Genomic DNA, 25089 nt, shown 5'->3' with positions numbered 1-25089 from the left:
TAATTCGCCTGATAACATGTACAAGAAGTTCGCCGCAAAGCTTAAATCTGTTTTCGGTGCAATCGGTTCTTGGCCGTTACGAATGCGACCGAAAGCCGTTACCAAAGTTGAAATTTTCGCTTGGATTTTGATGGCTTTGCGGTAGTTTGCTTCCGGTTCCATCACTTCAGCTTCTTCGTCAAACAAGCCAAGCATGGATACGGCTGTACGAAGTGCTGCCATTGGGTGCACGTTTTTGATGTCGTATGTTTTAAAGTGATCTAACACAGCTTGTGGAACGGTCATGTTGTCCGCCAATTGTTGCTTCAATTCCGCTAATTCAGCTGCTTTAGGCAAACGTTGATGCCATAACAGGTAAATCACTTCTTCAAAGCTGGCATTTACGGCTAAATCATCGATATCATAGCCGACATATGTAAGTGTGTCATCAATGATCGAACTGATCGCGGATTGTGTTGCTACTACACCTTCTAAACCTTTTGACGATGTCATTTAAATCGCTCCTTCTTCAATATAGTTCATCATTCCAAAAAAAAATGCAGAATGATGGCTCATCTGCTTTTATGAACTTCTATTTTAACCTTACTAAGCTATTATAATCAACTTTGTACAGTTTGTGAATGAAAACGCTTATAGAATTTAAAATTACTAAAAAAAAATGATGGAAACACCAGGAGTTATCCTACGATAACCCGGGTGTTTTTCATCTTTTTATGAATCATTCGATAAATAAACGGCTTATATATTTTTTGAGTTGGGCTAAATAACATAGTGAATCCTATCGCATCCGAGATAAATCCAGGCGTTAGCAATAGCACACCACCAACTAAAATAAATGCCGCATTCAACAATTGATCTCCAGGAGCTTGAAAACTATTCATTCCTGTTTGGATATCTTTTAGGGCTTTAATGCCTTGTTTTTTAGCAAGAAAAGCACCCAGCAAACCGGTTGCCACGATAATTGCCATCGTCGCAAAAAATCCGAGTTTGCCTCCTGCCCAAATTAGCAAAGCCAATTCAAGCGATGGAACAATAATTAAGGCTAGGAAAATCCATTTCATCATGTTGACCTGCCTCCTTGTTATGAATTACAGGACACTAGCATGGCCGTGATAAACAATGCCTGATTCTGCATCCATCGTAATATCATAGGTATTTTTAATAAGTGAAGTTGCTTCTTTCACCCCAACAATTACTGGGATTCCAAGGCTCAATCCAACTACTGCTGCGTGGCTTGTTAAGCCACCTTCTTCAGTTATAATTCCAGCACATTTGTTGATGGCTGGCATCATTTCACGATCTGTTCCGATTGTGACAATGATTTTACCTTCCGTATCAACTGCCAAAGCTTCTTCTGCATTGCGAACAACTACAGTTTCAGCGAATGCTACTGTTTTGCCAATTCCTTGACCTTTGGCCAGGATATCGCCAATAACATGAACTTTCATTAAGTTAGTTGTACCCGCTTGTCCTACAGGGACACCTGCTGTGATAACGACAAGATCGCCGTGTTTCACGTAGCCGTGCTTCAAGCTTTCGTCAACCGCATTTTCGAGCAATTCATCTGTCGAATGGACTGACGCACCAATAATTGGTTGTACGCCCCATACTAAAGATAGTTTGCGCGCTGGACGTTCTGAAGATGTTACTGCGATGATTGGTGCTCCAGGGCGATATTTAGAAATCATTTTCGCCGTTGTGCCACTTTCAGTTGGTGCAATAATGGCACGAACCTTTAAGTTCAAAGCCGTATAAGCTACAGCTTGACCAATCGCTTCTGTCATATTCGACTCTTTTTCTTTTCTTCTATTTGAAACAATTTGCTTATAATTTAACGCAGATTCTGTCGTTTCGGCAATGCGGTGCATCGTTTCGACTGATTCGACAGGATAAATACCCGCGGCCGTTTCACCTGACAACATAATAGCGTCTGTGCCATCAAAAATTGCGTTAGCAACGTCACTTGCTTCTGCGCGTGTCGGGCGCGGATTACGCTGCATAGAATCTAACATTTGCGTAGCGGTAATAACCGGTTTACCTGCACTATTGCATTTTTCGATCAATGATTTTTGAACTAGCGGTACTTCTTCTGCTGGAATTTCTACGCCTAAATCTCCACGTGCCACCATCAAGCCATCGGAAACCATAATGATTTCATCAATATTGTCGACACCTTCTTGGTTTTCGATTTTCGGAATAATTTGAATATGCGAGCCGTTGTTTTTTTCAAGCAAGCCACGGATTTCCATCACATCTGAGCTTCTTCTAACAAATGAAGCCGCAACAAAATCAACGTTTTGTTCAATGCCAAATAAGATATCTTGTGCATCTTTTTCAGTAATACCAGGTAATTGAACTGAAACGCCTGGAACGTTAACACCTTTTTTACTTTTTAAAGTTCCAGCATTTTGAACTGATGTATGGATAATGCCGTTTTCCATATCGAGACTTTCAACACGCAATTCGATCAAGCCATCATCCAAAAGAATGATTGATCCTGCCTTAACATCTTCGATTAATTGGTCGTAAGTAATTGAAAATCGCTCAGCAGTCCCCAACACTTCAGTCATAGAAACTTCGATTTTCTGACCTGTTACTAGTTCAATCGAATCGTTCTCCATCTGATGTGTACGAATCTCAGGACCTTTTGTGTCCAACAAAATCCCAACAATTTTACCAGCTTTATCAGCTGCTTCGCGAATTCGTTTAATACGTAAAGCGTGTTCTTCGTGATTACCGTGCGAAAAGTTTAAACGAGCTACGTTCATTCCCGCTTCGATTAAGCGTTCTAGTAGTTCAGGTGATTCACTTGCCGGACCAATCGTACAAACAATCTTCGTTTTTCTCAATAAACTCACTCCATTTATGTTGTTTTAAATTGCTAATTCTTTGGACAATGTATATAAGCTCATGTCAGCATTATGCTCTGCAGTAAATGCTTCTGTCATATCATAGTCTACCACCTGGTGATTCTTCATGCCAATAGCTCGTCCTCCGACACCTTCAAGAAGAACTTCAACTGCACGCGCACCAAACAAACTCCCTAATACACGATCTCGTGCTGTTGGTGAGCCACCACGTTGAATGTGACCAAGAACTGAAACGCGTGTTTCGATATCTGCTTTTTCTTTAATAAGCGCTTTTAGTTCGTTACCACCCATGACGCCTTCTGCTACGATAATAATACTATGACGTTTTCCACGTTTCCGTCCTTTTTGTAGACGATCAATCATGTCATCAATGTTATAGCTTTCTTCAGGAATCAGAATCGTTTCTGCTCCACCTGCTAGACCTGCCCACAATGCCAAGTCTCCTGCATCGCGGCCCATCACTTCTACAATAAACGTTCGTTCGTGACTTGTCGCTGTATCACGGATTTTATCGATTGCTTCAATGACTGTATTCAATGCCGTATCAAATCCAATGGTGTAGTCAGTTCCTGGAATGTCGTTGTCGATCGTCCCTGGAACTCCAACACAAGGAAATCCTCTTTTAGTCAAAGCCATTGCCCCGCGGTATGAACCATCTCCGCCAATAACTACTAAACCTTCAAGACCCTCTTTTTTCATTTGTTCAATAGCTTTTAATTGACCAGCTTCCGTACGAAACTCTTCACAACGTGCTGAGTATAATTTAGTTCCCCCACGTTGAATGATATCGCCCACATCGCCGGCTTCTAGATTTTTGATAGTGCCTTCGATTAAACCTTGATAACCTGAATATACACCTGCAACTTCAACACCATGATAAATTGCTTTACGGACAACCGCACGGACAGCTGCATTCATCCCCGGCGAATCTCCTCCACTTGTTAATACTCCAATTTTTTTCATAATCATTATCCTCCTGCAGTCCATTTACTCTCCTAACCTTACCATGCCAGAGCCTTGCTGTCAGTCTTGAATCGCTTTGTTGTGTGTTAAGATTTCAGTTCTTTTTTACATTTACTTTAAGAAATTGTTAACGCCACATTAACTTACCCAATCAAAAAAACCGCCGAGGCGGTTTTTTATCATTCGCTGAAGACACCGATTGATTTGAATTTTTTATAGCGCTGTTCGATTAATTCCTCGCCTGACAAGCCATTCAACTCTTCTAGCGAGCGTCTAATTGCTTCTGACATAATAGCTGCTTGTTTTTGCGGATTGTGATGCGCTCCTCCGCGCACTTCAGGAATCATATGTTCAATAATGTTCATTTCTAGTAAGTCTGGTGCTGTAATTTTCATCGCTTCCGCCGCTGTTTGAGCAAGAGCTGAATCTTTCCATAAAATTGAAGCCGCTCCTTCTGGAGAAATTACCGAGAATGTCGAGTTTTCTAACATTAAAATTTGATTTCCGACACCTAGCGCCAGTGCACCGCCACTGCCACCTTCTCCAATAACAATAGAAAGAACAGGTACTTCAAGTCCCGCCATTTCAACTAAGTTACGTGCAATGGCTTCGCTTTGTCCACGTTCTTCAGCAGCTTTCCCAGGGTACGCACCTTTTGTATCGATTAAACAAATAATTGGACGCTTGAATTTTTCAGCTTGTTTCATTAAACGCAACGCTTTACGGTAGCCTTCTGGATGGGGCATACCGAAATTCCGTCGAACATTTTCTTTCGTATCTTTGCCGCGCTGATGCCCGATAATTGTTACGGGTTGACCATTAAAAGAGGCAATACCACTAACGATTGCTTCATCGTCTCCGTACAAACGATCTCCATGCAATTCGATAAAATCTTTAAAGATCATTGGGATGTAATCGAGCGTTGTTGGTCGTTCTGGATGGCGAGCTACTTGTACACGATCCCAAGGCTTCATATTTTCGTAAATTTCTTCTTCTAATTTAGAGAATCGATCTTCTAAAGACTTTATTTCCGAACTCAAATCCACATCGGCAGTAGTTGTATATTCTTTTAGCTCTGAAATTTTCGCACGCAACTGGATAAGCGGCTCTTCAAATGCTAATGTTTTCTTCCCGTTTTTCTTAACCATTTGCGATAGCTCCTTTCGTGTGAAGGCGCACAATGGTCGCCAATGTTTGTTGCATCGAGTCACGATGAACGACTGCATCTAATTGTCCGTGAGCCAATAAAAACTCAGCCGTTTGAAAATCTTCAGGTAGTTTTTCGCGAACGGTTTGCTCAATAACACGACGTCCTGCAAAACCGATTAAGGCTTTTGGTTCCGCAATATTAATATCTCCAACTGATGCAAAACTTGCTGACACTCCGCCTGTCGTTGGATGTGTTAAAACGGAAACAAAAAGCAAACCTTCATTGCTGTGACGTTTTAATGCGACACTAGTTTTTGCCATTTGCATTAACGACAACACGCCTTCTTGCATACGAGCTCCACCACTTGCTGTGAAAATGATAAACGGCAACTTGCGTTCTGTCGCTGATTCAATTGCACGAGTGATTTTTTCGCCTACAACAGACCCCATAGAACCCATTCTGAAATGCGAATCCATTACAGCGAGTACAATGTCTTGCCCTTGTAATTTACCAGAGCCGGTTAAAACTGCTTCGTTCAAGCCCGTTTTCTCGCTGTCAGCTTGAACTTTTTCTGTATAACCTGGAAAACCTAATGGATTTTCAGATTTCAAATGATCATCCATCGACTCAAAACTTCCAGCATCTAATAATGTATTTATACGTTCATACGCCGTCATTTTAAAATGATGATCGCATTTAGGACAAACTTTTTTATTTTTCTCTAAATCTTTTGTTAACGTAATTTCTTTACACGAAGGACATTTCGTCATTAATCCTTCTGGTACATCTTTTGCAGATTTTGATGGCATTGTTGCTTCTTTTGCATCTTTGTTGCGCTTAAAAATATCACGTATTATTGCCATTGCTTATTCTCTCCTTTTTTAACCATTCACTCCAAGCCTTAAACTCTTGAATGGCTGTATCCGCGTTTTGTTGCTCAATTGCCAATAATGTATTATTCATGAAGTCAATTTCCTTAGAAGAAACGGTTCCAGCATATGGATTCCCGCTATATTGTGTTAGTAAAAACCAGATTTTTAAAGACAGTCGATTTCCAGACAGGACCATCAATTCTCGGACAAAATCTTCACGTTGAAAACTTTCGTCTTTTAATCGCAAGCGAAAGTTGTCCCAAATTTTCATTTGACTTTCCGTTTCACTTTTACAAATCGCGTGAATAGCTGCGACTTCATGAAGCAAACGTGTTTCCCATACATCTTCATGCGAACGATTGTCCTGCAAGATAAACGTGGACAAGACTTCAACCAATTTATGGTTTCTATAATCAGACAAGAAGGTACCTTCTCCTCTACGTGTTTCGATCAACCCCAATAATTCAAGACTGCGTAGCGCTTCACGTAAGGTTGAGCGACCCACTTGCATCTTTTCGGCCAATTCCCTTTCAGATGGAATACGGTCCCCCGGTTTGATTTTTTCTTGCCGGATCATATCACGAATGTCCCGTACTATATCTAAATACCGTTTAGATTGATTCATGATAGTTCCTCAGTTCCCATTTTTTTGAAAGTGGTCTGACCACTCATATCCTCTACAATACAAAAAAAACCATGCTACGTAAAGAAAAAACTGCTTTTCTTTTCGAAAAGCAGTCAGGTTTCTATGTTTTTGCAAATAATTGCGGTTTTGTGATTACGATTTTCAACTAATCCTTGAATTTCAAGTGTCGCATGAGGTTCCAAAAGTAAGTTAAATTTTGCGTATTCTACCGGAAACAATGTAATAGAAGCTGGCCCCGTTTCATCCGTTAAGGTTAGAAATGCCATAGCATCACCTTTTTTCGTACGAATCCGTTTTATATCCTCTAGCACACCTAATACCTTTACCGATTCTCTATCACGTTTCGACTTTAATGATTTAAGTGCATCATATGATTTTTGTCGATTTTCTTTTTCTCGTTCAATCGGGTGTTTGGATAAATAAAAGCCTAGCACTTCTTTTTCAAATTCAAGCTTCAAACTTTCGGGCATCTCTGAAGCTTTTGTGTATTTAGGTTTCATGAAGCTCGCTCCCATGTCATCAAACAAGCCCGGCTCGTCATTTGGTTTTACTAGCTCAGCGTGTTTAATGGCGCTATCTAATGATGCCAAAATAACACCACGATCATGCCCAAATTCATCAAGAGCACCTGCTTTTATAAGCGGTTCAAACGATTTCCGGTTAAAATGTAAAGCCGATATTCGTTCAGCAATATTAAACAAACTATTAAATGGACCTTCTTCACGAGCGGCAAGCAAAGCTTTGATGGTTGAACTTGGAACACCTTTCACAGCATTTAATCCAAATCGAATTTGACCTTCTTCTACTGAAAACGTGTAACGACTTTTTTGTACAGATGGTGGAAGTAAAGGAATTTTCTTTTCCTTGATTTCCTGCATCAATTGCTTTGTTTTTTCAGCATTACCAGCACTATTTGTCAATAAACTTGTATAAAAATAAACGGGATAATGGGCTTTCATATAACTCAATTGGTAGGAAATCATGCTATAAGCTACCGCATGACTTTTCGGGAATCCATAATCGGCAAAACGAACGATTAAATCATAAACTTCGACTGCTTCTGCTTCAGTAAACCCTTTTGCTTTCGCACCTTGGACAAAATGTTCACGTTCTTCATCCAAAATTTCACGTTTTTTCTTGCTGACAGCTCGACGTAATAAGTCAGCTTCACCAAGAGAAAACCCTGCCATTTTCGCGGCAATATGCATAATTTGCTCTTGATAAACAATGACACCATAAGTTTCACTTAAAATCGGTTCTAAAATCGGATGAACGTATTTCACCGTTTCTTGACCATGTTTTCGTCTTGCATACAAAGGGATAAATTCCATTGGACCTGGTCGGTATAATGCGTTAACTGCAACAATATCACCAAATGCTGTTGGCTGGATTTGTTGAAGCGCCCCGCGCATACCATCGGATTCTAGCTGGAAAACACCAGTTGTGTCACCTGCTGCCAATAATTTATAGGTTTTTGCATCTTCTAGTGGAATGCTGCTGTAGTTGATTCTCTTTTTCGTATCCCAATAAATCAAACTGCGAATTTGTTCCAAAATGGTTAAATTGCGAAGTCCTAGAAAATCCATCTTTAATAAACCGACCGCTTCAAGTTCCTGCATCGGCCACTGCGTCAAATAAATGCCTTCATGACCTTTTTCAATTGGTACATGATTGACTAATGGAGTTGGGCTTAAAATCACACCTGCTGCATGAGTAGAAGCGTGTCGTGGTAGTCCTTCTAATTTCAAGGCAGTCTTAAACCAAGATTTTCGTTCTTCACGTTCGATGATCCAGTCATTAAACTTTGTAGATTCTTTTAAAGCTGAACGCAAAGTTGTGCCAGGACGATTTGAAATTAGTTTTGAAATAGCTTCAAGTTCTTCTGCTTCAAAACCAAATACACGCGCAGTATCTCGCGCAACTGCTTTTGCAGATAATGTTCCAAATGTAATGATTTGCGCGGTTCGAACAGCTCCGTATTTTTGTGCCACATAGTCTACCACTTCATGGCGTCTATGATCAGCAAAATCGATATCGATATCCGGTAGCGTAATACGCTCTGGATTTAAGAAACGCTCAAATAACAAACCATGTTCGATAGGATCGACATCGGTAATTTTCAATGAATAAGCAACAAGCGAACTCGCTGAAGATCCCCGACCAGGTCCCGTCATGATGTCTTGATCCTTGGCGTATTTCATAAAATCCGCAACAATTAAGAAATAATCGATGAATCCCATTTTCGCAATAATCGATAATTCATAGTTTAGCCGCTCCTGATATTTTTCCGAAAAACCTGATACTCGTTCTTCAAGTCCCGTTTTGCATAATTGTGCAATATAAGCTGCTTTATCCGTTTTCTCGGATAAGGGAAATATCGGTAACAACTGACGATTCATTGGTATATTCACTCTACAGCTTTTCAACATATTTGCCGTTTGTTCCATCCATTCTTTTTGGTCTTCGAACCACGACAAAAACTCTTGTTGGCTCGGAACGTAAGCATTCGTATGTTCCGGTTTCTGTCTTTCTGGATCATTCATTTTGAGGCCTTGACCAATCGCAGATGCAACTTCATAAGCAAAAGCATCTTGTTGATGCATATAGCGGATTTCATGTGAAGCAATGATTGGAATATTGATTTTTTCACAAAGCGCAATAAATGCGGATTCGTATACAGATACCACGCCACCAGGACGTTCTATGCTACCAAATGCTGCTTTGCCAAATAAACTCTTTATGTACTCGACAACTAAACTGCGATCGGTCATGAGCCATTCAGTTTTGTTTGGAATTACACATATTAAACCTTCTCTATACGCTTTTAGCCATTGCTCAGGAATGGCGTCTTTATCTCGAGTAGATAATGCGCTCGAAATTTTCAACAAATTGTCATACCCTTTGTTTGTTTGAGCATATAAGACAATTGGGTAATGTTGATCTTCATATTCGATAAAAGTCGAAAGGCCGACAACCCCATGGATGCCGGCGCGGCGGCACGCTTCCCAAAATGGAAGGATGCCATATAATTTTGTATTAACGATTGCGACTGAAGTAGCTTCTTGCTCCTTTAAAAACGGGAAAAGTTCGTCAAGGCGCACCGTGCTTTTCAGCAAATCAGCCGATGTGCTTATATGCGGATAAACCATTGACACTAGACTCTCCTCCTTAGTTTGCGGCTGCACAAATTTCTGCAAGACGTTCGATTACACGATCAGCTTCTTCCCATGAATATGCTGTAGCACCAGAAGCCATTGGATGGCCGCCGCCACCAAACTCTTTTGCTAATGTATTGATAATAGGTCCTTTTGAACGCAATCGAACTCGAATTTCTTTTTCTTCTTCAATAAAGATTACCCAAGCTTTCATCCCTTTTACATTGCCGAGTGAGCCGACTAGTAAAGAAGTATCCGATGCCGTTACATTAAATTCTTTTAAAATGTCTTTCGTGATTTTCACATGTGCTGCACCATTTTCATCCATTTTGAAATTTTGGTACATATATCCTTGCAGATGCAATAATTTGCGGTCCATCTCGTACATTCCGTTATGTAGGGCATTGCGATCAAAGTCATATTTGATCAGTTCACCTGCAACCGCAAATGTTTTTTGTGTAGTACTCGGAAATAAAAACCGCCCCGTGTCTCCAATAATACCTGCATACAATAAACGAGCAGCTTTAGCAGACATTGTCCAAGCTTCATGTTTATGACCATATTCGTAAAGCTCATAAATAATTTCCGAGGCAGAACTTGCTGCCGTATCAACATGTATGATATCGCCATAGGCATCGTCATTTGGATGATGGTCAATTTTAATAAGCTTGGCACCCGTTTTATACCGCTGATCGTCAACACGGTCAGTATTCGCTGTGTCCGTTACGATGATTAAAGCCCCTTCAAAATCTTGATCTTCAACAATATCCGGGAAATCTAGAAAGTCCATTGTGTATTCATGTGTGCCCGCAGCTAAAATGCGCTTGTCCGGGTAATTTTGTTCTAATAAATATTTCAAACCAAGCTGAGATCCATACGCATCTGGATCTGGTCGAACATGACGATGAATAATAATTGTAGAATATTGCTTAATTGTGTCGATGATTTGGCTGCTCATTTTTAAGTTCCTCCATTTATAAGGAAATCCATTCGCAATTTTCTTCAATTCTCAGTACAATGAGGTATGAGTTTTGAATTCAGGAGGTCCTTATGTTAATTTTTGTAATTTTAATTATTTTATCATTTGTTGTTTATTTTTATAACAAAACAAAGCAATTTCGTACACGAACAGTTTTACCGATTCGAAAAAAATGGTATGCGGCGCGTGCTTCAATGGCGCTAGGTAGTTTCGTTACATTCTTCGGCATTAATCAACTATTTGTTTTTCAGTCGATACTTACGTATATCATTTCAAGCGTCTTTATCATTCTTGGCTTGGCTTTAGTCTATTACAATTTCAAAGCATCAAAACATTACCATGCATTTCTTGAAGAAGAAGCAGATTTAAATCCTTAAACAAGCTTAGAATTTCAGGCAGCAGGCACACTCATTTAAAGAGTGCTCCTGCTGCCTTTTTTACATCGTAATTTCTGTATTAACGATCCAATAATTGGAAAGTCAACATGGCTTTTCCAACAATTTCATTTTCTAACGATACTTCAACATCCACTTTTGCCGACTTTCGACTAATATCCAAAATTTGAGGTCGGACTAAGACGAGTGCATCTAGTTGAACAGGCTTTAGGAAATAAATTGACGCGTTTTCTAGCACGCTGTCTTTACGGTTTTTTGTTTTCAAAATCGCCGACGCCGCTTCCGTCAAAATCATCGTATAAGCAGCATGGGAAATCGAGCCGTACGCATTGGTCATTTGGGGTGTAACACGAAACTCCAAAATCAATTTATCACTTATTTGCTGATGTAGTTGGCTTTTGATAATGTCATCGATAGTTTCGCCTTGTTGGGGTTGACGCTGTGCTGTTTGAATCGCTTTTAACACGTCTTGTCGACTAATGACACCTTTGAGTTTGCCATGATCATCTGCGACTGGCAGTAAATCAATGCCTTCCCAAATCATCCGATGTCCTGCAGCGGCAACACTTGTTTGCATAGAAACGGTTATCGGATCTTTAGTCATCACTTTTTCCACTAATTCTGTAGCTGAATGACCAATTACATCACGCGACGTAATAATTCCGACTAGCTTGTTCGTATGATCTACTACTGGAAATCCGCCATGAGTTGTTTCTTCATTTAGCTCATGGTAACGGCTAATTGGCTCTTTAAGATTCAAATGTGCCGTTACTTCTAATGGAATTAAGATATCTTCAATTAACAAAATCTCTTTTTTGATCAGCTGATCGTAAATTGCTCGGTTAATCATTGTCGCTACTGTAAACGTATCATAGCTAGTTGAAATGACAGGCAGCTCAAATTCATCCGCCAATTTTTTTACTTGATCAGCTGCTTCAAAGCCTCCTGTTACGAGTACTGCTGCACCTGCCCTAAGTGCATATTCATGCGCTTTGTACCGGTTACCGACAATCAATAAATTGCCCGCTTCCGTATAACGCATCATGTCTTCTAGTTGCATTGCCCCAATTACAAATTTGTTCAATGATTTATGCAATCCCGCTCTACCGCCTAGCACTTGTCCATCGACAATATTTACAATTTCAGCATATGTAAGTCGCTCGATATTTTCTTTCTTTTTGCGTTCAATTCGAATGGTCCCAACGCGTTCTATAGTAGACACCAAACGTTTTGTTTCTGCTTCTTTAATCGCTCGGTAAGCCGTTCCTTCACTTACCTGCAAATCTTTTGCAATACGCCGCACTGAAATTTTCTCACCTACGGCTAAAGTCTCAATATACGCTAATATTTGTTCATGTTTAGTCGCCATGATTTCACCCATTCTTTCTACGTTCCTATATCCTCTAGTGTAGCATAACTTACGAAAAGTTGAGAGGGCCGTTTAGTCTCGACAGGCATAAGACGCACCGGCGACGTGGCGTTCTTTGCCACACAGTCGGGGTGACTTATGTCCCGGGAGACTGGTCCTCGAAACTAGACATGACGAAAAGTTGAGAGGGCCGTTTAGTCTCGACAGGCATAAGAAAACACATAAAAAACCACGAAAAGCTAAAGCTTCTCGTGGAACTATCTTTTGATAAATCAAGCATCTAGCAAGCTCATATGTTTCCTATCAGTTTGTAGGAATTGATTCTAAATCAACACTTTCTCCTGGCTGTAAAATGTTTACTTGGACATTTTTAACTAATGACTTGAAATGCTCAGGATCTTGTTCAATGGGTGGGAATGTATTGTAATGAATTGGTACAACTATTTTGGGATTTAGTAACTCGACTGCATAAGCTGCATCTTCTGGTCCCATTGTAAAATAATCACCAATGGGCACAAATGCCACATCAATATCATTTCGCTCACCCAAAATCTTCATATCTCCAAACACTTCTGTATCCCCAGCATGGTAAATAGTTTTTCCTTCTGCTTTAAATAAAATACCAGCAGGCATACCGCCATAAACAACTTCTCCATCATCGGTTGTAAAAGATGAACTATGGAACGCTTTCGTAAACTTCACCACTCCAAAATCGAACTTATGCGCACCGCCCAAATTCATACCAACTGCATTTACGCCTTGACTGCTTAAATAATTAGCAAGCTCGACTGGTGCTATTACTTGTGCGTTATTGTTTTTTGCCAGTTCAACCGTGTCCCCGACATGATCATTATGAGCATGCGTTAATAGAATGGCGTTTGGCTTTTCATTTGCAACCTGCAAATCTGTAAGTTTGTTTCCACTAATAAATGGATCAATTAAAATCGTAAATGCACCTGTTTTAATTTTGACGACAGAATGACCGTGATATGAAACGTGCATAATATCCCTCCAATAATTTTTGGAAATCGTAATTCCATCTTTCATAGCTGTATTATACCCTGATTTTTGATATGCTACACATGTAGAGGAGGAATATACATATGAACAAAATTCAGCAATTGCAAAGTTATTTAAAGGAACAATCAATTGATGCGGCGTTTATTACAGATCCTTATAATGTTTTTTACGTTAGCGGTTTCAAGAGCAATCCACATGAACGCCTATTAGGTGTTATGGTGTTCGCAGATGCTGAACCATTTTTGATTTGCCCGAAAATGGAAATTCCCGATGCTAAAAATGCAGGGTGGATTGGCGACATCGTCGGTCACGAAGACACGCAAAATTCGATGGAGATTTTGTACAATACAGCCCAATCACGCGGGATCGATTTGAAAACGATGGCTGTTGAAAAAGCCCATATGACTGTTGAGCGTTACGAATCGCTCTTATCATTCTTCGGCTCACTTTCAATCGCTCAATTGGACGACCAGCTAAATGCGATGCGTGTCATTAAAGACGATGCAGAATTACAAATCTTGCGTGAAGCAGCAGCATTAGCTGACTACGCAATTGAAGTAGCTGCTCGAACGATTAAAGAAGGCATTACCGAAATTGAAGTTATGACAGAGATTGAATTGGCATTGAAAAAACGTGGTGTTACGCATATGTCATTTGATACTACTGTATTAACTGGCGCCCGTGCAGCTTCACCTCATGGCAAAACTGGAGAATACAAACTACAACAAGGCGACTTAGTTTTGTTTGATCTTGGCGTTGTTCATAAAGGCTATTGCTCAGATATTACTCGCACATTAGCTCTTGGTGAACCAAACGAAGAACAAAAAGAAGTCTATGACGTTGTATACCGTTCTGAAATGGCTGCTCTTGAAGCGGTTAAACCTGGCGTGACAGCAGCTGAACTCGACCATATTTCACGTCAAGTAATCGCAGACGCTGGATACGGCGACTATTTCACACACCGTCTAGGACACGGTCTTGGAATTGATGTTCATGAGTTCCCTTCAATTCACGGAGAAAACACAATGACGATGGAAAAAGGAATGGTCTTCACATTAGAGCCGGGTATATATGTTCCAGGCAAAGTTGGTGTGCGCATTGAAGATGATGTAGCTGTTACTGCTGACGGCTACGAAGTATTAACAAAGTATCCAAAAGAACTTCAAATTATCAACAACTAATCGCGAAAGCGGCATCGGAATTTTTCCGATGCCGCTTTTCTTTAGGAATTAGTTAGATTTATCATTTAATAGACATAAAATTCAGCAAATTAACTTCAATTTAGCAGGAACTCTTCTTTTTATAGCGAATGAGTACCTATAGACAGATGAAGGAGGAATGTAAGATGACATTAAAATACAGTCAAATTCTTGTAGCGGTAGATGGTTCTAAAGAAGCAGAGTGGGCATTCAAAAAATCAGTGGGTATTGCAGAACGAAACAACGCTACATTAAACTTAGTCAATGTAATCGATACACGTTCGTTTGCTGCAATCGAGGCATATGATCGATCAATTGCTGACCGTGCACAAAAGTTCGCTGAAGATTTATTGGAAGAGTATAAAAAAGAAGCGTTAGCTGGCGGTGTTGAAAAAGTAAATATTGTCGTCGATTACGGTTCTCCAAAATCCATGATTTCTAGAGACTTAGCTCAAAAAGTTGAAGCTGATTTAATTATTTGTGGTGCAACTGGATTGAATGCGGTTGAGCGTTTCTTAATCGGCAGTGTATCTGAACATATCGTTCGGTCTGCCAAATGCGACGTTTTAGTCGTACGTACAGAAGAAGCTCAAGACGATGCACCTACTGAATATTACTCAGCAGACAAAGCTGGAAAACCTGAAAACTTCTAAACTCCATTGAAAAAATCCTTTCGCTAATGTGAAAGGATTTTTTTGTTTTATGATTTTATTTTGATAATAATTTTTCCGCGGGCGTGGTGAGTTTCACTCAATTCGTGAGCGTCTCTTACCCCCTGTTCAGTAAAATCGAATACATGGCCAATTGTTGGTTTTAATTCTCCAGATATGAAAAGGTTGGCCAATTGATGCAATTGGGCACCACTTGGCTCTAGCCAATAACTCGTCGCATTTACTTCATGCTCTTCAGCTTTCTCAGGAGATGGTTGTCCGGCAATGGAAATCAACTTACCGCCCTTTTTCAACACTTTGAAACTTTTATCTAATATTTCACCGCCCATAGTATCTAAAACGACATCAAAATTCTCCAGCAATTCACTAAAATCTTCTTGACTATAGTTAATCACACGGTTTGCTCCTAAAGATTTAACCAATTCATCATTGGTATCACTCGCAGTCGTTGCTACATAGGCTCCAATGCTATTAGCTATTTGAATAGCCATCGTTCCCACTCCACCAGCTCCTGCATGAATTAGGACCTTTTCTCCTTTTTTCACATGTGCAAAGCCAACAATACATTGATAAGCAGTTAGTCCAGCTAATGGAATAGCCGCACCTTCTTCAAATGACATACTTTCAGGCATATGCGCAAGTAAGTGCGCTTCTACTGGGACAAATTCCGCGTAGGTCCCTTGTCTTGTTGTCGCAGGTCTTGCGAAGACGCGGTTTCCTACATTGAAATGCTTAACGTTTGCTCCAACTTCAGAAACTACACCTGCCATATCCCACCCCAAAATAATCGGAAATTCCCAAGGTAGCATTTCTTTTAAATAACCTTCACGTAGCTTCCAGTCAATTTGATTGACTGAAGTTGCATAAACTTCAACAAGCACTTGATCATCCGTAATTGATGGCTTTTCAATTTCTCGTTCAATTAATTGCTCTCTGCCACCGTAGTTATCAATAACAATTGCTTTCATCTCGGACCTCCCCTTTCGTTGTTATATAAATATACCCTCTTTCAAGAAATTGTATACCTAGTTAAAGACGATATTTGCAGCCTTCTTTTTATAGGTGGATATGTTATTATTAATCCTGTTCGTTAAAGAGGTTCGCAAACTCCCTCTCTAAAAAACTAAGGAGTGTATCAGATGAAAAACGAAAAAGCAGTCGTCGTTTTTAGCGGCGGCCAAGACAGTACCACTTGCCTATTTTGGGCGATTAAGAACTTTAAAGAAGTTGCAACGGTAACTTTTGATTATGGACAACGCCATTCTGCTGAAATTGAATGTGCTCGAAAAATCGCCGATGAACTTGGTGTCCTTTTCAAAGTACTGGACATGACATTGATCAACCAACTTTCAGCAAATGCGCTGACGCGAGATGACATTGAAGTAACAGCAGAGGAAGGTGAACTTCCTTCGACATTTGTTCCAGGTCGAAATCTCTTATTTTTATCTTTTGCAGCCGTTTATGCAGATGCCATTGGTTCGCGACATTTGATTACAGGTGTCAGTCAGACCGATTTTAGTGGATATCCCGATTGCCGCGATACGTTTATCCGGTCATTGAACGTCACATTAAACCTGGCAATGGATAAACAATTTATCATTCACACACCATTGATGTGGCTCGACAAAGCAGATGTATGGGAACTCTCCGATACACTTGGAGCGCTTGATTTTGTTCAAGAAAAAACATTAACATGTTATAACGGCATTCCGAGCACCGGCTGTGGCGAATGTCCAGCTTGCCAATTACGCAATGAAGGCCTCGCGCGCTATCAAGCGAAAAAAATGGCAGGTGCAAACACATGATGCAGCAATTTTATCCGACGGTTTCTCATAATTATCAATTTGAACTCAATAAAGACATGCATTTTTCTGCCGCTCATTTCATCCCAAGTGAAGATGCCGGAAAATGTAAAGTGATGCATGGGCATACGTACCACCTCAATATTACAATCGGGGGCAATCAACTCGATTCCATCGGTTTTCTAATTGACTTTAAATTATTGAAAGAGTTGATCCATAAAAAATACGATCATAGTGTTTTAAATGATCATCCTGAATTTGCAAACAAATTTCCGACAACCGAACTTCTAGCTCAACAAGTATGGCAATCGATTCAAACAATGCTTCAAGCAACAACCAATCGACCAAATTGCCTGCAAGTCATTGTTCGCGAGACACCGACAAGCTATGTCGTGTATCGACCACGTCAGGAGGATTTGTTATGAAAATTCCTGTTATGGAAATATTCGGCCCAACTGTTCAAGGAGAAGGCATGGTAATGGGTCAAAAAACGATGTTTGTCCGCACAGCGGGCTGTGATTATTCTTGTTCTTGGTGTGATTCCAAATTTACTTGGGACGGCACAGGGACTAGCGTTTCGAAACAACCAGCTGATATTGTCGAAGAGTTGATCCAAACTGGTGGCGAAAATTTTTCACATGTTACCATATCAGGCGGGAACCCTGCACTTCACAAAGGGATTGGCGAACTGGTAGAACTTTGTCATCAACAAGGTTGGAAAGTAGCAGTAGAAACGCAGGCCTCTATTTGGCAAGAATGGATGCCAGCAATCGACGACATTACCTTGTCACCAAAACCACCTAGTTCAGGCATGAAGACCGATTTTGCGAAACTAGATTTGTTTTTGGAGAAATTGCAAACTGCCAATGTCAGTTTAAAAGTTGTTATTTTTGACCAAGATGATTTCGCCTATGCCGAAAACCTTCATCAGCGTTATCCGAATGTCCCATTCTTTTTACAAACGGGCAATGAAGATACAACTACGACAGATGATGCTCAACTCGTATCAAACTTACTCGAGCGCTATGAACAATTAATCGATTATCATGTGAAGTCTCCTATCATGAATGATGCGAAAGTGCTGCCGCAATTGCATACGTTAGTATGGGGCAATAAACGAGGCGTTTAATAGATTTGTATTTGATAAACGTGATGGCAAATCATACAACAATTATTCGAAAACAAAGGGTGTTGGAATAAACTTATTCCAACACCCTTTTCGTTTTATGCTTTTTTTACAAATTCTGATTTCAGTTTCATTGGACCAAAGCCATCGATTTTGCAGTCAATATCATGATCGCCTTCGACTAGTCGGATGCTTTTTACTTTTGTGCCGATTTTCAACGTTGATGAGCTACCTTTAACTTTCAAGTCTTTAATAACTGTAACTGCATCGCCATCTTTTAAAATCGACCCATTTGCATCTTTTACGACTTTTTCTTCTTCAGATTGTTCTGCCTCAGCAACAAAATTCCATTCATGCGCACATTCAGGACAAACCAACAGACTACCATCTTCATAAGTATATTCCGAATTACATTTAGGGCAATTTGGTAATGCTTTCATGTTCTCCTCCACTTGGTCTACCCATATATCACATGACAATAAGACCGCTCTTTTTAATCATTATACCAGAATTCCAAGGTGGTAAGCAGACATTATTTGACAACTAATACCGGACAATTTGAATGATTAACAACTTTTTGACTAACTCCACCAAGTAATATTTTTGAAACGGGATTTAATCCACGGCTTCCGATAACAACCAAATCAAATCCGCCATCGTTTGCCATTTCAATAATGACCGGGGCCGGACGACCATGCATCACTTCGATTTTATAAAACGTTTCATTTAATTCAAGTTGCTCTCTAATTGATTGAACCTTTTTCTTTCGTGACAACTCAAATTCAAGTTGACCTCCGTCATGGACTTTTTCATGACTGTCTTCATTAAAATCAGACACATAGACAACGGTCACTTCTGTATCTTTACTCATTGCTGCCAACTGTACAGCGTGTTTGCCTGCTCGCTTCGAATTTTCGGAACCATCTACGGCGACTAAAATTGACTTATACATTTTCTCCACCCCTTCGACTATTTTCCGCGGCTTAGTAACAAAACGCTCTCTATAGTACTATTCGACTTTAATATCCCTTTTCCTGCTAAGTGAAGAAAAACCGGTGATATGTAGCATCACCGGTTTCTTCTATACTTACTTATTGTTTATTTATAAGTTAATGTTTTTCCTGTAAATCCAAATAACACGGTCAATACTGGAGACAACAGACAAAAGACGGCAAATGGCAAGTACTCGAGAGTGGGAACGCCGATAACACCGGTTATGAAAATTCCACATACACTCCATGGCACGAGTGGATTAACAACTGTTCCTGCGTCTTCCATGACACGGCTCAAGTTTTTACCGGCAAGTCCCACTTTATCATACGGTTCTTTAAATGCTTGACCCGTTAACAAAATCGATAAGTATTGTTCTCCGATTAAAATATTGATACCGATTGCTGTCAAAGCAGATGCGGCAATAACAGAAGATACTTTTTTCAACAAGCTTTCAATTTTAGCTAATAGACACTGTACAATCCCTAACGTGAATAACAAGCCACCCATGCTTAATGCTAAAAGTACGAGTGCCACTGTAAACATCATACTTTCCATGCCACCTCGTGATAACAAACTATCAATCTCTGCAATCCCAGTAGATGACACATACCCGCTAAATAGCACATTGAAAATCTCAGAAGCTGTGGATACTTGGTGCAGAAAAGAAATCACAATAGCCGAAATTGAGCTAATCGCTAGCGTCATCAATGCCGGTACCTTTATAAATGTTAAGACAATCAAAACAATTAGCGGAATCAACGTATACCAATGAATCATCCCTGTAGCTAACAGACCTTCCTTAAATCCACTGACATCTTGTATCGTCCCCTTTGTAGACCGTGGGGAAACAATGAGGAAAAAAATCAACGTAAGCACAAATGCTGGTATCGTGGTCCAGCCCATATTGCGAATATGCTCAAACAAATCAACACCTACGATAGAAGACGATAAATTTGTTGTATCTGACAACGGCGACATTTTATCACCAAAAAATGCGCCTGAGACGATAGCACCCGCCGTTACTGCAAGCGATAAGTCCATTGCCGTTGCCATACCTATAAATGCCACACCAATCGTCGCAACCGTTGTTAGCGAACTACCGACCGATAAACCAATTAACGAAGTAACAATAAAAACAATAGCAAAAAAGAACGTCATTGAAATTATTGAAAATCCAGCATATATCATTGTCGGAATGGTCCCACTAATCATCCAACTACTAATGAGCATGCCGATAAAGAAAAACAAAAATACGGCACTCATGCCTGCTCCTGCGCCTTCTACCAAACCTTTTTCAAGTTTTTGGTAAGATACACCTTTTACTAAGCCATAACCAAACAACAATAATATCGATAGTAGAATTGGAATATGAGGAACCGATCCAAACTGAATGATGCTAATACTTATCAGTAAAAAGATCGCAATTGTAATAAAAATAGCTTCCAAAAACTTTGGTGTGATGACTGGTTTAATCATATGCATAATAAAATCTCCTTTTCTATATAAAAAAGAGAAAACCCCCGCCCCAATAAAGGGACGAAGGTTTTCTCCGCGTTACCACCCATTTTGATGTTCAGATTTCGCTAAACATCCGCTCTTTTACGAATCGTTCCAAACTGAAAGCGTAATTCACCCAATTTGTTGCCTGAATTCTCACCCACCATTCAGTCTCTTGTTGCTGCACACAAATTGCCTACTAAACTATCAAACGATTATTCTATATAGTGTAACTGAACTTAATAGACCATAATTATAACTATTTCTTTTTAAAAAGTATATTGAAATAGATTTTACCAGTCTTCTCGGACAAGTCAATACTTTTAGTCAGGTTTTTATTTGATGACATATGTTTTTGTCAGCCAATCATATAGTGTCTGCTTGTTTTTTGTGAAAATGACCATGATAACGGAAAGAAAAATCAATCCATAGATTAATCCCCAAATAAAGTAATCTGATAATTGGAGTTCCGCTTCTTTTAACTGAATCATCCGATAGACCATAAAATGAGACAGTTCCCAAGGCAAAAATTTCAAGAACGTCCGACTAACTGCTCGACCAACCGACAAAGGTTGGTTATTTTCGTCCGTCACAATAATGTTTATTTTATGTTTCCCAAAAGACTGCTTACCAATCTTTGAGTCAGCAATAATAAAATAGATGGAAACAGGTAGCGTAAGCATCATAAATCCCGTTAGTTGAGCGATAACCCGAGAACCTTGAAACCACTCTTGTACTGTAGGAATTACAAACATTGATAACATAAGCAATAGCAACATATAAGAAAAAATCAACACATAGTCAAATGCAAATGCTTTTAAACGTCGTCGAAATCCTGCATACATCAAACTCCTCCCAGTCACTATTGAAGACCCATTTGAAATTAAGGATGAGTGGTTAGTTCTAAAAAAAGAGACAAGGATTTTCCCCTGCCTCTTTTCACCTAAGCTCAAAATCGAGTTACGCTATCAATCACGTACCCATTTTTCGACGGTTATTGCTTACTTTTTTCGATTGTTGGCTCTTCATTTTTTTAGTTGAAAGTGAAGCGTTGCTGCCACCTTGTTTATCGTCAGCCTGGTTTTTCTTTGCTTCTAGTTGACGTTTTACAGCTTCTTGAAGACTTACTTTTTTCGGCGCTTCGTTTGACTCAGTCATTGCGCATCCCTCTTTTCGTCTGAAATGGTACATATGGCTTTTTGTAGCTTAAGTATAGCACAATTTGGTTGGACTATTCTTTGTTTTCTTTAAACCAGCTTGTTACTTGTGAAAAGAATTTAGACATTGATTCTGGCTTTGACATATTCGGAACGCGCGCTAACAAGACCTCTTTCGGTGCTTTAATACCTTCTTGTTTTTTCTGTAGTACAAGAATTCCTTTAGCATGAGCCGAGTTTTTAAATAAGCTTTCCGGTAATTCCATGACCGATTGAATATGAGCATGTTTTTTCAAAAAGCTATGTAATTGACTCGCATGTTCGGATTCAAACAAAGCTTTTGGAACGATGAAAAACAAATAACCGCCATCAGCCGTATGTTTTAACGATTGCTCGATAAATAAATGATGTGCATAAGACATACCTTCATCTGCTTTTAATTCGTATGTGGCTGCAGTTTCATCGTCTGGATAATAACCTACTGGTAAATCCGAAACGACAACGTCTACTGGATCAATTAATAAGGGTTGCAATGCATCTTGCAAGTAAAAAGTAATAGGCTGTTCTACTAAGTTTCCAGCGTTTGATGCGAGACGAACAAGAAGGTCATCAAGCTCTACGCCCGCTCCGGTCATGCGTCCATCCAAGTAATTCATAACAGTTAATAGCAAATTCCCTGTTCCAACAGCCGGATCTAAAATTACTGCCTGTTCTTTTTTAACAAACAACTCAACTAAATAACCAACTAACAAACCAAGAGCGTCGGGTGTCATTTGGTGATGCGGTTGAATATGTTCTTTCATGCCTTTTAATACTGCTAATTGAAGCGCTTTGCGAATATCTTCTTTGCTTGCGCCTTCTTCAGGCTTAATCAAACCATCTAACCATTTTTCAGTAGTAGTCAATAAGCTCTCCAAATACGCATTATCTTGTTCTTTTTGGATTTCTGTTGTGTGATTATCAATAAAATTAAAGGTTTTTTCCATTGCTGAATTCATACTTTCGCCGTCCTCAATAAGGAAACCCACTCTCTCGAGTGGGTTTCATGTATTATTTTGTTAATTCTTTAACTGCATTTAATGCTTTCTCGTAATCAGGATGATCTGTTCCTTCAGAAACATACTCTGCGTATGTAACTTTGTCATTTTCATCAAGTACGAAAACTGAACGAGCCAACAATCGAAGCTCTTGCATCGTCAATCCGTAAGCTTCACCGAATGACAAATCGCGATGATCTGACAAAGTCGTGATGGCATCCACTTTGTTAATGTCTGTCCAACGTTTTTGTGCAAACGGTAAATCAGCCGAGATAGTCAATACTTCTACATTGTCTCCTAAAGAAGTAGCTTCTTCACTGAAACGTTTTGTTTGGTCTGAACATACCCCTGTATCTAGTGATGGAACTACACTAACTAAACGAACTTTACCAGTTGTATCTTTTAATGTAACTGGTTCCAAGCCGTTTGATAAAACCGTAAATTCAGGTGCTTGATCTCCTACTTTTACTTCTGTGTTCGGTAAAGTAACAGGATTATTTTTGAATGTAATTTGTGCCAATCAATACGCCTCCCTTTTCATAATATCTTCATCATACTAAAATGCCTTGGTCTCTTGCAACTCAGACCCCTCTGTCTGATTCTTCTTTAACATTTTGTTTTTTCTAAAAGAATCTTCATGAACGACTGTCGTATCTGCAATATAGTCGTGGACGCCTTGTTTTAATGGTGTAAAGCCGACGATCCAGTAAAGCGGTAATATCGTCACCGAAATAAAGCGGCCAATCCACTCTCGAAACAAAAGCGTCACAATCGATAGGTTATCAGATTTCAACGACACGACACGAATACCCATAATCATCTTCCCAACCGTTTGTCCGAAAAACTTAGTCATTAAAACAAAATAGCCATAGAAAATCACAGCGGATACAATTGCGAACGGTCCATACCAAGGCATGTTAGTTGTTTCCAGTCCAGATAATGCAAATACCGGTTTAACTAAAATTGAGGTAAGGGCCGCAACAACAAGCAAATCAATTAAATAAGCCCAAAAACGCACCCAAAATCCAGCCGGTTTCCGTTCGTAAAAAAGAACTTCTTGATAACTCGGTGTTTGAGAAAACTCCTTCGCACCTTGCATTTCTGCTGATTTCTCTGTTTCATGGTCTGTCATGATGGTCCCTCCTTATTTATCACCGTATAAATACATCATACGCGGAGAACTGTATTCAGTAAGTAATTTCGAAATCATCTGTGTCTCGATATCATTACCAAAGAAAGAATTAACTTTCATTGATAGCAATGAACTCCAACCTTGCGAAGTTCCATATTGGAATACTTGTGCATTGCCTAAATCAAAATCTGTTTTTACTTGATCGATGACGTCTTCTTCAAAACCAAAATCATCTGCTAAATTCACTTCTACTGCTTGACGACCATTCATAATCCGACCATCTGCTACAGCTTTAACTTCTTCTTCAGTCATACCCCGACCATCTTCAATAACGTCTACAAAGGATTCATATGAATCATCGAGCATCTCTTGAAGCAATGCACGTTCATCATCTGTCATATCACGCGTTGGGCTCATAATATCTTTGTAAGGACCCGACTTGATCGTCACAAAATCAACTCCGTAACGTTCTGCTAGTTCCCCATAATTGACGCTTTGCATGATGACACCAATTGAACCTGTTAAAGTTTCTTCATTAACAAAAATCTTTTCTGCCGGTGCTGCAATGTAATAGCCACCAGAAGCAGCAATTGCACCCATCGAAACGTAGAATGGTTTTCCAGTTTCTTCTTGAATTTCCGTGATCTTGTCATAAATCTCAGCAGACTCGACAACTCCGCCTCCTGGAGAATTCACAGCAAGTACAACTGCTTTAACCGACTCATCTTCTTTAATATTTTCTAATTGTTCCATAAAGAAAGAGTGATTATAACCTGTTGTTCCGAAGAACGAAGCTGCATCTCCTGTGTCTTGAATAACGCCATCCACATTTAAAACAGCTACGCGACTATTATAATCGCCATCTTCCATAACTACTTCCGACAAACCAGTTTGTGTACTCCCCATTATTTCATCGACACTTTCACTAAATCCGCCTTGAAGAAATGCAAAGGCTGAGTTGATAACCAGCGAAATTCCCAATACGGCTGCAGCCACTACTAAAGCAATCCATCGTTTCGTATTCATTTTTATCATTCCCTCCATAGTTTCTACTAC

27 protein-coding genes and 1 riboswitch are annotated in these 25089 nt (G+C 39.7%); of the genes, 6 read left to right on the top strand and 21 right to left on the bottom strand.

Annotated elements, in window-relative coordinates; genetic code table 11:
• The 9 genes from MLE13_RS11795 to MLE13_RS11755 all read right to left on the bottom strand — a co-directional run.
• Positions 1–492 (bottom strand): citrate/2-methylcitrate synthase (locus tag MLE13_RS11795; RefSeq protein WP_276323916.1); only part of this gene is annotated, 492 nt, incomplete at its 3' end.
• 185 nt (positions 493–677) lie between these two features.
• Positions 678–1064, bottom strand: coding sequence for an FxsA family protein (locus tag MLE13_RS11790; protein ID WP_065527875.1), 387 nt, complete (start codon positions 1062–1064; stop codon positions 678–680).
• A gap of 24 nt (positions 1065–1088) precedes the next feature.
• Positions 1089–2849: a pyruvate kinase gene (pyk, locus tag MLE13_RS11785; RefSeq protein WP_240749881.1), complete on the bottom strand. Its 1761-nt coding sequence runs from the start codon at positions 2847–2849 to the stop codon at positions 1089–1091.
• A gap of 24 nt (positions 2850–2873) precedes the next feature.
• Positions 2874–3833: a 6-phosphofructokinase gene (pfkA, locus tag MLE13_RS11780; protein WP_240749880.1), complete on the bottom strand. Its 960-nt coding sequence runs from the start codon at positions 3831–3833 to the stop codon at positions 2874–2876.
• Between the two features lie 179 nt (positions 3834–4012).
• On the bottom strand, positions 4013–4981 hold the full coding sequence (gene accA / locus MLE13_RS11775; RefSeq protein ID WP_240749879.1) for an acetyl-CoA carboxylase carboxyl transferase subunit alpha: 969 nt from the start codon (positions 4979–4981) through the stop codon (positions 4013–4015).
• Positions 4974–5846: an acetyl-CoA carboxylase, carboxyltransferase subunit beta gene (gene accD / locus MLE13_RS11770; RefSeq protein ID WP_276323915.1), complete on the bottom strand. Its 873-nt coding sequence runs from the start codon at positions 5844–5846 to the stop codon at positions 4974–4976. The genes accA and accD overlap by 8 nt, the downstream gene beginning before the upstream one ends.
• On the bottom strand, positions 5830–6480 hold the full coding sequence (locus MLE13_RS11765) for a FadR/GntR family transcriptional regulator (RefSeq protein ID WP_240749878.1): 651 nt from the start codon (positions 6478–6480) through the stop codon (positions 5830–5832). The genes accD and MLE13_RS11765 overlap by 17 nt, the downstream gene beginning before the upstream one ends.
• 113 nt (positions 6481–6593) lie before the next feature.
• A complete protein-coding gene (gene dnaE / locus MLE13_RS11760; RefSeq protein WP_430905215.1) occupies positions 6594–9656 on the bottom strand; it encodes a DNA polymerase III subunit alpha in 3063 nt (1020 codons plus the stop codon).
• A gap of 13 nt (positions 9657–9669) precedes the next feature.
• Positions 9670–10614: a DHH family phosphoesterase gene (locus MLE13_RS11755; protein ID WP_240749877.1), complete on the bottom strand. Its 945-nt coding sequence runs from the start codon at positions 10612–10614 to the stop codon at positions 9670–9672.
• Positions 10615–10706: 92 nt separating this feature from the next.
• Here MLE13_RS11755 and MLE13_RS11750 point away from each other — a divergent pair, with 92 nt between their 5' ends.
• Positions 10707–11012 carry a YtpI family protein gene (locus MLE13_RS11750; RefSeq protein ID WP_240749876.1) on the top strand — a complete coding sequence of 102 codons (306 nt, stop codon included), beginning with the start codon at positions 10707–10709 and terminating at the stop codon, positions 11010–11012.
• 79 nt (positions 11013–11091) lie between these two features.
• Here the strand turns inward: MLE13_RS11750 and MLE13_RS11745 are convergent, their stop codons facing one another.
• Together MLE13_RS11745 and MLE13_RS11740 are read right to left on the bottom strand one after the other, a co-directional pair.
• On the bottom strand, positions 11092–12399 hold the full coding sequence (locus MLE13_RS11745) for a DRTGG domain-containing protein (protein ID WP_240749885.1): 1308 nt from the start codon (positions 12397–12399) through the stop codon (positions 11092–11094).
• A 303-nt stretch (positions 12400–12702) separates the two neighbouring features.
• Positions 12703–13401 (bottom strand): metal-dependent hydrolase, encoded by a 699-nt coding sequence (locus MLE13_RS11740; RefSeq protein ID WP_240749875.1) that lies wholly within the window; start codon positions 13399–13401, stop codon positions 12703–12705.
• Positions 13402–13502: 101 nt separating this feature from the next.
• Here MLE13_RS11740 and MLE13_RS11735 point away from each other — a divergent pair, with 101 nt between their 5' ends.
• Positions 13503–14600, top strand: a complete 1098-nt coding sequence (locus MLE13_RS11735; protein ID WP_240749874.1) for a M24 family metallopeptidase — start codon at positions 13503–13505, stop codon at positions 14598–14600.
• 164 nt (positions 14601–14764) lie between these two features.
• Positions 14765–15271, top strand: a complete 507-nt coding sequence (locus MLE13_RS11730) for a universal stress protein (protein WP_065526691.1) — start codon at positions 14765–14767, stop codon at positions 15269–15271.
• A gap of 47 nt (positions 15272–15318) precedes the next feature.
• Here MLE13_RS11730 and MLE13_RS11725 read toward each other — a convergent pair whose 3' ends face one another.
• Entirely contained in the window at positions 15319–16257 is a 939-nt protein-coding gene (locus MLE13_RS11725; RefSeq protein ID WP_240749873.1) for an NADP-dependent oxidoreductase, read from the bottom strand.
• Positions 16258–16378: 121 nt separating this feature from the next.
• Positions 16379–16422: riboswitch (PreQ1 riboswitch) on the top strand.
• A 6-nt stretch (positions 16423–16428) separates the two neighbouring features.
• Here MLE13_RS11725 and queC point away from each other — a divergent pair.
• Genes queC through queE form a run of 3 tightly spaced genes read left to right on the top strand, consistent with a single transcriptional unit; the run spans position 16429 to position 18220 of the window.
• Positions 16429–17094: a 7-cyano-7-deazaguanine synthase QueC gene (queC, locus tag MLE13_RS11720; RefSeq protein ID WP_240749872.1), complete on the top strand. Its 666-nt coding sequence runs from the start codon at positions 16429–16431 to the stop codon at positions 17092–17094.
• Complete coding sequence (gene queD / locus MLE13_RS11715) at positions 17091–17516, top strand: 6-carboxytetrahydropterin synthase QueD (protein ID WP_240749871.1); 426 nt, start codon at positions 17091–17093, stop codon at positions 17514–17516. The genes queC and queD overlap by 4 nt, the downstream gene beginning before the upstream one ends.
• Entirely contained in the window at positions 17513–18220 is a 708-nt protein-coding gene (gene queE / locus MLE13_RS11710; protein WP_240749870.1) for a 7-carboxy-7-deazaguanine synthase QueE, read from the top strand. Before queD ends, queE begins: the two co-directional genes overlap by 4 nt.
• Positions 18221–18315: 95 nt before the next feature.
• Here the strand turns inward: queE and MLE13_RS11705 are convergent, their stop codons facing one another.
• From MLE13_RS11705 to sppA, 9 genes are all read right to left on the bottom strand, one after another.
• The gene (locus MLE13_RS11705; protein WP_240749869.1) at positions 18316–18657 is read right to left on the bottom strand and encodes a zinc ribbon domain-containing protein YjdM; all 342 of its coding nucleotides are present in this window, start codon (positions 18655–18657) and stop codon (positions 18316–18318) included.
• Between the two features lie 92 nt (positions 18658–18749).
• Positions 18750–19169 (bottom strand): universal stress protein, encoded by a 420-nt coding sequence (locus MLE13_RS11700; RefSeq protein ID WP_240749868.1) that lies wholly within the window; start codon positions 19167–19169, stop codon positions 18750–18752.
• Between the two features lie 146 nt (positions 19170–19315).
• A complete protein-coding gene (gene nhaC / locus MLE13_RS11695) occupies positions 19316–20692 on the bottom strand; it encodes a Na+/H+ antiporter NhaC (RefSeq protein WP_240749867.1) in 1377 nt (458 codons plus the stop codon).
• 350 nt (positions 20693–21042) lie between these two features.
• The gene (locus MLE13_RS11690; RefSeq protein WP_240749866.1) at positions 21043–21552 is read right to left on the bottom strand and encodes an RDD family protein; all 510 of its coding nucleotides are present in this window, start codon (positions 21550–21552) and stop codon (positions 21043–21045) included.
• 127 nt (positions 21553–21679) lie between these two features.
• The gene (locus MLE13_RS11685) at positions 21680–21865 is read right to left on the bottom strand and encodes a hypothetical protein (RefSeq protein WP_240749865.1); all 186 of its coding nucleotides are present in this window, start codon (positions 21863–21865) and stop codon (positions 21680–21682) included.
• Positions 21866–21938: 73 nt separating this feature from the next.
• Entirely contained in the window at positions 21939–22862 is a 924-nt protein-coding gene (locus MLE13_RS11680; protein WP_065527871.1) for a class I SAM-dependent methyltransferase, read from the bottom strand.
• Positions 22863–22914: 52 nt separating this feature from the next.
• Positions 22915–23421 (bottom strand): thiol peroxidase, encoded by a 507-nt coding sequence (tpx, locus tag MLE13_RS11675; protein ID WP_240749864.1) that lies wholly within the window; start codon positions 23419–23421, stop codon positions 22915–22917.
• 36 nt (positions 23422–23457) lie between these two features.
• Positions 23458–24033, bottom strand: coding sequence for an RDD family protein (locus MLE13_RS11670; RefSeq protein WP_240749863.1), 576 nt, complete (start codon positions 24031–24033; stop codon positions 23458–23460).
• A 12-nt stretch (positions 24034–24045) separates the two neighbouring features.
• Positions 24046–25059 (bottom strand): signal peptide peptidase SppA, encoded by a 1014-nt coding sequence (gene sppA / locus MLE13_RS11665; protein WP_240749862.1) that lies wholly within the window; start codon positions 25057–25059, stop codon positions 24046–24048.
• Between the last annotated feature and the right edge of the window lie 30 nt (positions 25060–25089).

Source organism: Planococcus halocryophilus, from assembly GCF_022489025.1.
Taxonomy (GTDB): Bacteria; Bacillota; Bacilli; order Bacillales_A; family Planococcaceae; genus Planococcus; species Planococcus halocryophilus_A.
Note: the sequence above shows the minus strand (reverse complement) of the source record. Positions and strands in the feature narration are given on the sequence as shown.